Below are 7835 nucleotides of genomic sequence, written 5' to 3'. Positions count from 1 at the left end.
TTGGCGGGTGATGGTTTCTCGCGTCTGTGCGAGCATGTCGAGGGTCTGCCCGGCGAAGGCCTCATCGCGCATCGTCGACCACATCGACCGGACGACTGATCGGGTGGCGCGATCGAGGTCGGCGACGGCGTCGCCGAGCAACTCGTCCGACCACATCAGGCACAGGTCGCCGGCGAGGATCGCCATCGCCGACCCGTGCGCCCGAGCGTCCCCTGACAGGTGCTCGGCCACATGCCGATCGGTGAAGGAGTGGTGGACCGTCGGCATCCCGCGCCGTGCGTCGCTGCCGTCCATGATGTCGTCGTGGATGAGTGCGGCCAGGTGGAACATCTCGATCGCGGTGGCCGTCTCCCACACCCCGGGCGTGCTCGGGGCCCCGGCGGTGCCACTCACCTCGGCGGCGACCCGCGCGCCCCAGACGCAGAACTGCCCACGCAGCCGCTTGCCGCCCATCGCGGCGGCGCGGATGGCGTCGGTGAGACGCCCGACGTCCCGGTCGACGCCGGTGAGGATCGTCGCATGGCCGTCGATGGTGGCCAGCAGCATCCGGTCGACACACGTGCGGATCACTTCCGCCGCGCGGCATGCGGGATGCTCGCGCAACGAATCCATTCGGCCTCCTCAGAACGGGACAGGTCGGGACAGGACAGGTCGGGTGGACAGGATGCTCATGGACCATTCGGAGCCGGTCCGACCCCGGATGGGCGCGCGTACGGTGGGACGAGTACCCACCAGGAAGGTAGGAACGCCATGACCTCAGTGGTGATCGTCGGCGGCGGCCTGGCTGGAGCCAAGACCGCCGAGGCGCTGCGCGAACAGGATTTCGACGGCGACGTCGTCCTGATCGGGGCGGAGGACCACCTGCCCTACGAGCGGCCGCCGCTGTCCAAGGAATTCCTCGCGGGCAAGAAGCAACCCGCCGAGTTCACCGTCCACGACGCGGACTGGTATCGCGACAACAACATCGACCTCCGTCCGGGCACCACCGTCGAGCGCGTCGACGCCGACGCCAAACGGGTTGTGCTGCCCGATGGTTCGACCGTCCCGTACGACAAGCTGGTGCTGGCCACGGGCTCGTCCTCCCGACACCTGAATCTTCCCGGCGAGGACGCTGCGCACGTGCATCATCTGCGCACGCTCGACGAGGCGACCGCGCTCGGCGACGACATCGGTCCCGGGCGTCGGCTGGCGATCATCGGTGGCGGATGGATCGGCCTTGAGGTCGCGGCGTCGGCGCGCCAGCGCGGGGCCGAGGTCACCGTGGCCGAGGTCGGTGAACTGCCGTTGCTCACGGTGATGGGCCGTGAGGTTGCGCAGGTCTTCGCCGACCTGCACCGCGAGCACGGCATCGATCTGCGTACCGGCGTGCAGGTGCAGGAGATCCTCGAGACCGAGGGCTTCGCCACCGGCCTCCGGCTCGGCGACGGCACCACCGTCGACGCCGATGCGGTGCTCGTCGCCGCCGGGGCGGTTCCGGCGCTCGGGCCTGCGGAGTCCGCCGGCCTCGACATCGACGGTGGTGGCGTCCTCGTCGACGCCGGGCTGCGTAGTGGCAATCCCGACGTCTTCGTCGTCGGTGACATCGCCAACGCCGAGCACCCGGTCCTTGGGCGGCGGGTCCGAACCGAACACTGGGCGAACGCGCTGAACCAGCCGGCGGTTGCGGTGCGAAATCTGCTGGGCGGGTCGGCTGAGTACGACAACCTCCCGTACTTCTTCACCGATCAGTACGACCTCGGGATGGAATACGCCGGACTCGCCGGCGCCGACGACACCGTCATCCTGCGCGGCGACGTCGCGGCCCGCGAGTTCGTGGCGCTGTGGGTGTCCGACGATGCGCGGGTGCTCGCCGGCATGCAGGTCAACATCTGGGATCAGCTCGACGACATCAAGGCGCTCATCACCGCGGGCCGCCCCGTCGATCTCGATCGCGCAGCGGACGCCGATGTGCCGCTGGCGCAGCTACTCTGAACCGCGTTCGGGGTCACTGCACCACTGGATCACTGCACCGCCAGGGCATCGACCGGGGTCACCGCCACTGCGCGCCGACTCGGCGGCAGTGACGCCACCAGAGCCAGCGCGAACGTTCCCACGATGATCGATGCCAGTGCCGCCCAGGGCAATCCGAGCGGAATACCGGACGTGAGTGCTCCGACCAGCGACTGACTGCCGACCGTCCCGAACACGATGCCGAGTACCAGGCCGGCTGCGACCGCGGTCCCCGACATCGCCAGCGACTCCCGGAAGATCATCGAACGGATCTGTCCCGTCGTGAATCCCATCGCGCGGAGCATGCCGATCTCCCGGGTTCGCCCGATGACGGTGAGCGACATCGTCGAGACGAATCCGACCGCGGAGATGATCACCGAGATGGCGACCATGGCGATCAAGATCGCTGTGATCACCGACAACGTCTCACGGGTGGCCGCAGCGTTGGCGGCTGACAGGTCCCAGCTGTCGACCGAACGGGTCAGCGCAGCCATACCGGTCGCGATCGTGGTCACCAGGGTGACCCCGATCAACAGGCCCAGGGTCGACCGGGTGGTGCGGTGCGGGTCGCTGACCGCGTTCTTGCGGGCCACCACCGACGGCGCGCCGGCGCCGAGAGTGCGTCCGCTCAGCCGCACGAGGCTCGGCACGATCAACGGTGCGCCGATCAGTACGCCGACGGAAAATGTTGCGGCACCGAAGAATGCGACAACGAAACCCGCAAGGCTGCCGCGCTCGCCCAACAGTGCAGCCAGCGTGAGGAGACCGGCACCCGCCAGGAGCAGTGCCGCGGCGACGACGCGTCGAACCATGCCGATCTCCCTTCGTGCCGGGGAGGCTGCCATACCGGTCAGCACGCCGCGGGTGCCGACCCGAGCAGCCACCACGGCGGTGGCGACGACGGCGAGCCCGGCCACGATCACCCCGGGTGGAAACGACGGATAGTCGAGACCGGGAATGGTGCCGTTGTGTACCAATATGATTCGAGTGATGTCGGTGCCGACGGTGCCCAGGATCACCCCGATGACGGCGCCGATGGCCGCGTCGAGGGCGACGGCCCGGGTCAGGCTCGCACGCAACTGTGCCGAACTCGCGCCGATGAGCCGCAGTAGCCGTAACTGGTTGCGGCGTCCGGCGATCACGGTGGTGACGCCGTTGGTGATGACGATTGCCGACACGAACAGGGCGATCATGATGAAGACCGAGGCGACGACGTCGAGGGCGGCCCCGGCGGAGCCGCCTTTGTGCGCCGAGATCGTCGACAGCATCTGCGACGTGGTGACCAGGGCGGCGCCGTAGGTGGCCGAGAGTGCCGACACCACACCGATCGTGGCGAACTCGCGCAGCGACCCGACGGTCAGGCGCGTTGAGGTGGCCTTCATGCCGGAACCTCCTGCAACCCGATCAACAGGTCGGAGATCTGGCGGGGATTCAGACCCCGGTACTCGCCGGCGATCGCGCCGTCGGTGAGTACCACGATCCGGTCGGCGTAGGACGCGGCCACCGGGTCGTGGGTGACCATCGCGATGCCCTGACCGTATTCGCGGGCCGCGGTGGTCAACAGTGTCAACACCTCTCGGCCCGTGCGGGTGTCGAGGGCACCGGTCGGCTCGTCGGCGAGGATGATCGTCGGGCGGGATGCGAGAGCACGCACGATCGCAACCCGCTGTTGTTGTCCGCCGGATAGTTCCGACGGCAGGTGATCGAGCCGGTCGCGCAAGCCGAGCGTCGCGACGAGGTGTGCGATCCACGCCTGCTGTGTGGCATCGGGTCGTATCCCGGCGAGTACGAGTGGAAGTCGGATGTTCTCGTCGGCGGTGAGCGTCGGAATCAGGTTGAAGGCTTGGAAGACGAAGCCGATGGTGGTGCGGCGCAGCAGGGTTCGCGCGGTGTCGTCGAGTCCGGCGATCGGGGTGTCGCCGAGCCAGATCTGCCCGGAGCTGATGTCGTCGAGTCCGGCGATGACGTTCATCAGCGTTGACTTGCCGGACCCGGAGGGTCCCATGATCGCGGTGAACTCGCGGCGATGCAGATCGAGAGAGACGTGACGCAGTGCGTGGATGGGGTTGGCGGCGTCGCCGTAGGTGCGTGACACGTCGCGCAGGACGACGGCAGGTGTGTGGGGTGCGTTCATGGGCTCGACGCTACGTTCGTGTGTCCGTGAGATCGTCGGCCGCGGTGTGGAAATCGGATACATCGCAGGTCGGTCGGTCGTACATCTGGAGATGTACCTCAGGCTGCGCAGGACGGGGGTCCCGGGTCAGACGAGGCCGTGATCGTAGGCGTACACGACCAGCTGAACACGGTCGCGCAGAGCGAGTTTGGTGAGGATGCGGGAGATGTGTGTCTTGACCGTGGCCTCGGACAGCACCTCGGCCGCGGCGATCTCTGCGTTGGACAGGCCGTGTGCGGCCCGCACCAGGATCTCGCGTTCCCGAGGGGTCAACTGTGCGTACTCGGGGCCGGGTTCTCCCGCGCGTGTCCGATGTGTCTCGAACAACCGACGGGTCGCCGATGCGGCGACCACCTGGCTGCCGTCGACGACGGCGCGGATGGCGGCGAGGAGGAAGTCGGGCTGGGCGTCCTTGAGCACGAACCCGCTGGCACCGGCGGCGATCGCCGACGCGGCAGCCTCATCGGTGTCGAAGGTGGTCAGTACCAACACCTTCGGTGCATCGTCGCCGAGATCGGCGATGAGGTCGGCGGTGGCGGTGATGCCGTCGACGCCGGGCATCCGCACATCCATCAACACGATGTCGGGTCGGGTGGTGCGGACCACCGAGGCAAGGCCGATCGCGGTCGACTCCTCGGTGACCACCTCCATGTCGGCCTGGCTACCGATGATCATGGCGATGCCTCCGCGGAACAGCGGTTGGTCATCGATCAAGGCGATGCGGATCATAGGGTCTGCGTCCCTCCGGATTCGTGGTTCTCTCGCGTCGTATCGGGGTGCGGTGCGGGGATCTGCAAGGAGACGAGCCACCCGTCGTCGTTGTCGCGGGCACTGCGAAGCGTTCCGCCGATCTGCGCTGCCCGCTCGGCCATACCCGCGATACCCTGTCCCGCGCCGCCCGGGGCCAAGGGATTGTCCGACAGCGCATTCCGCACCGTCATCGAGCATCCGCGCGTCCACTCGATACGCACGACGACGGGTACAGCGAGGTCACCGTACTTGAGGGCGTTGGTGAGTGCTTCGCCGAGCACGCGCCCTGCGACTCGGGTGATGTTCGCGTCAACCGATTCGTCGTTCCCGGTCTCTTGGGTGTCGATGGTCATGCCGGCCGCCCGCATCCGGTCGAAAAGGATGTCGCGATCCGACCGCGACGCCGACGACACATCCTCATTGCGGAGTTGCTCGAGGAGCCCGCGGACGTCGCCGAGCGCTCCTCGCGCGGTATCGGCGATGACGTGCAACGCCTTCCGTGTGGCGTCCGGGTCGGCGTCGAGCAGCATGCGGGCACCTTCGGCCTGTGCCACGACCACAGCGAGGGAGTGTGCCACCACATCGTGCATGTCGCGCGCGAGCCTGGTGCGCTCGGATTGTTCGTCGTAGAGATCGAGTAGCCGTTTGCGCTCGAGTTCGGCGATGGTCTCGGCGACCGACGCCTGCTGCACCATGCGGCGCTGGTAGCGGATGAAACCGAAAGCCCAGCCGCCGATGACGACGATGGCCGCACCGGCAAATCCGAACAGTCGGATGGCGACCGCGTTGCCCGCGGCGTCGACGTAGGCGTGCGGGAATTCCCAACCGGCCACGACACATCCGGCGATCGCCACCGCCAGGGAACCGAACCGCACCCGACGATCGGGATGTCCGCCGACGGTGGCGAACAGTGGGAAGTAGGCCAGCGAGGCGACCACCGCGATCTGGTCGGTGGATACCTGCACCGCCGCCGAGGCCAGGGCCAGCACGATCATCACGCTGGGTGCCAGCCGACGCAGCGCCAAGGCGATCGACACGACGCCCGCGGTGACCGCGGCCGACGTGGATTGCCCGAGGTGGATCGGGATGGCGACCAATGCGAACACGACCGCGATCGCCACATCGATGATCAACCCGCGACGGGTCAGACCACCGGTGGAGAGCGGATCGCGCATGGCACGATGATCGCATGAGCACCGAGGCCGCGATCGTATTGTTCGTCGCCGGTCTGATCTTGTTACTGGCATTGGTCCTCGGCGTGTGGAAGTACCAGCAGATGCTGACCGCCCCCGATCACCTCGCGCATCCCTACGTCGACATCGCCCACCGTGCGGCGCTGATGTACTCCTTTGCCACGGCCCTGCTTGCCGCGCTCGTGCAGTTCAGCGCGTGGCCCGCGTGGCTCGATCTCGTGGCCGCCGGCATCCCAATCGTGTTCTTCCTCGGCGCAATCCTCACCTACATCGGGCACGGCATGCGTCGCGACACCACCAATCAGTTCGCGCACCCCGACCGAGCCCTACGCCTATCGATGGCCGCACTCATCCTCGGTGAGGTCGGTGGTGTGACAGTACTTGTCATCGGTTTCGCAGTGGGCCAATTCGGTTAGTCTTCCGACGAGCGGATGCCCTCCTTTCCCCGGATGGTCGACCCTTCCCCCGGTGGTCGAGGTGCGAGCCGCGTGCGGCGAGCCTCGAGACCGCTTGTGCCGGTGCTGGTTCCAGCTCGGCGGGTGATGCGAACAATGATCGGCGAGAGTGGTCTCGAGGCCTCGTCGCTGGCGCTCCTCGGCACCTCGACCATCGGATGGAAAGGTCCGAAGTAGAACGACGGCGCATTTCCTGACCGATGGTCCACCCTTCCCCCGATGGTCGCCCCTTCCCCCGATGGTCGAGGTGCGAGCCGCGTGCGGCGAGCCTCGAGACCCTGGTGAGATAACAAGTATCGCAACCACATCCACTACCCACTCGACGCAACAGAGCGCCCGATCGACGCGCGCGAAAAAGTTGTCCACAGATTTCCCCGGTCCGGCGATCATCGGACCGGTTTTGTCGGTACCCCTTCGTACACTTGTTCTCATCAAGTCCGATCGCGGGAGGGGAGGTTGTTCCGATGTCGAGTGTGTTGACGTTCACCGATCCGGATGCCGACGCCGCCGCGATCGCAGCCATGTCGCGCGATGAGCTCACCGAGACCGGCCCGGACCTGCTACGCGAGTCCCGCAAATACGAAGCCCGGACGGTCCTGGCTGCCGCCGCGCTGGCGGAGCGGGTGTATCGCGAGCGTTTGGCGGGTCAGTCCGAGGTCGAGGTGTGGGGTTCGGTGATCGAACATGCCGACAAACTCGCCCGCGCCGAAGTGTCGTTGCAGTTCAAGGTCTCCCGCAGCAAAGCCGGCAGCTGGATTGCTCTGGCGGATCTGTTGGAGAAGTTCCCGCTCATCCGCGCCGCCTACCTGAACGGGGAACTGTCCACCAACCGGGCCTCGATCATGGCGCGCGCCGCCCAACGTGGCGCGGACACCGACACCGACAGCGACAGCGTCGACACCGGTGACGAGTCCGAGATGTCGTTCGAAGAGATTGTCCTGGACTACGGGTCCCGCGCCACGACGGATCCGGTGCTGTCGCAACAGCTCGACGCCGCGCTGATTTCGATGAACCCCGACAGTGTCATCGAGGACCGTGACACCCTCACCGATCTGGTGGGACACGTGACCATCACCCCCGACGTTGCGGGGCACTCCTCTCTGGGTGCGGTTGTTCCCGCGCATTATGGGGTGTTCCTCACAACGCAGATCAATGCGCTGATCGATGAGCGCACCTGCCGTAAGGACCCGCGTCGTCTCGGGCCGAGGCGGGGGATCGCCCTCGGGGAGATCACCGGTGTGCCGGGAGCGCACCTCGACTGCGAATGCGGACAAG

7 protein-coding genes and 1 pseudogene are annotated in these 7835 nt (G+C 67.1%); 3 read left to right on the top strand and 5 right to left on the bottom strand.

The window, feature by feature from the left end; translation table 11 throughout:
* A partial coding sequence (locus B1964_RS23650; RefSeq protein ID WP_172398947.1) for a polyprenyl synthetase family protein occupies positions 1-612 on the bottom strand: 612 nt, incomplete at its 3' end.
* Between the two features lie 138 nt (positions 613-750).
* On the opposite strand from B1964_RS23650, the gene B1964_RS23645 reads away from it, so the two are divergent.
* A complete protein-coding gene (locus tag B1964_RS23645; protein WP_014361940.1) occupies positions 751-1971 on the top strand; it encodes an FAD-dependent oxidoreductase in 1221 nt (406 codons plus the stop codon).
* A gap of 29 nt (positions 1972-2000) precedes the next feature.
* Here the strand turns inward: B1964_RS23645 and B1964_RS23640 are convergent, their stop codons facing one another.
* From B1964_RS23640 to B1964_RS23625, 4 genes are all read right to left on the bottom strand, one after another.
* Positions 2001-3371 carry an FtsX-like permease family protein gene (locus B1964_RS23640; RefSeq protein WP_020173100.1) on the bottom strand — a complete coding sequence of 457 codons (1371 nt, stop codon included), beginning with the start codon at positions 3369-3371 and terminating at the stop codon, positions 2001-2003.
* On the bottom strand, positions 3368-4123 hold the full coding sequence (locus B1964_RS23635) for an ABC transporter ATP-binding protein (protein ID WP_006368724.1): 756 nt from the start codon (positions 4121-4123) through the stop codon (positions 3368-3370). The genes B1964_RS23640 and B1964_RS23635 overlap by 4 nt, the downstream gene beginning before the upstream one ends.
* A gap of 126 nt (positions 4124-4249) precedes the next feature.
* Positions 4250-4891 (bottom strand): response regulator transcription factor, encoded by a 642-nt coding sequence (locus tag B1964_RS23630; RefSeq protein ID WP_079931508.1) that lies wholly within the window; start codon positions 4889-4891, stop codon positions 4250-4252.
* Positions 4888-6087 (bottom strand): histidine kinase, encoded by a 1200-nt coding sequence (locus tag B1964_RS23625; protein WP_079931507.1) that lies wholly within the window; start codon positions 6085-6087, stop codon positions 4888-4890. The genes B1964_RS23630 and B1964_RS23625 overlap by 4 nt, the downstream gene beginning before the upstream one ends.
* Positions 6088-6101: 14 nt before the next feature.
* Here B1964_RS23625 and B1964_RS23620 point away from each other — a divergent pair, with 14 nt between their 5' ends.
* Together B1964_RS23620 and B1964_RS23615 are read left to right on the top strand one after the other, a co-directional pair.
* Complete coding sequence (locus tag B1964_RS23620) at positions 6102-6521, top strand: hypothetical protein (protein ID WP_079931506.1); 420 nt, start codon at positions 6102-6104, stop codon at positions 6519-6521.
* A 503-nt stretch (positions 6522-7024) separates the two neighbouring features.
* Positions 7025-7835 (top strand): annotated as a pseudogene (locus tag B1964_RS23615) (13E12 repeat family protein); the annotation flags it as partial.

The organism is Gordonia sp. i37 (genome assembly GCF_002043085.1).
GTDB classification, from domain to species: Bacteria; Actinomycetota; Actinomycetes; order Mycobacteriales; family Mycobacteriaceae; genus Gordonia; species Gordonia polyisoprenivorans.
This window is presented reverse-complemented; position numbering and strand designations above follow the sequence as displayed.

Coding starts and splice junctions, on each gene's coding strand:
- B1964_RS23645 (WP_014361940.1), top strand. CDS start 751: ATGACCTCAGTGGTGATCGTCGGCGGCGGCCTGGCTGGAGCCAAGACC.
- B1964_RS23640 (WP_020173100.1), bottom strand. CDS start 3,371: ATGAAGGCCACCTCAACGCGCCTGACCGTCGGGTCGCTGCGCGAGTTC.
- B1964_RS23635 (WP_006368724.1), bottom strand. CDS start 4,123: ATGAACGCACCCCACACACCTGCCGTCGTCCTGCGCGACGTGTCACGC.
- B1964_RS23630 (WP_079931508.1), bottom strand. CDS start 4,891: ATGATCCGCATCGCCTTGATCGATGACCAACCGCTGTTCCGCGGAGGC.
- B1964_RS23625 (WP_079931507.1), bottom strand. CDS start 6,087: ATGCGCGATCCGCTCTCCACCGGTGGTCTGACCCGTCGCGGGTTGATC.
- B1964_RS23620 (WP_079931506.1), top strand. CDS start 6,102: ATGAGCACCGAGGCCGCGATCGTATTGTTCGTCGCCGGTCTGATCTTG.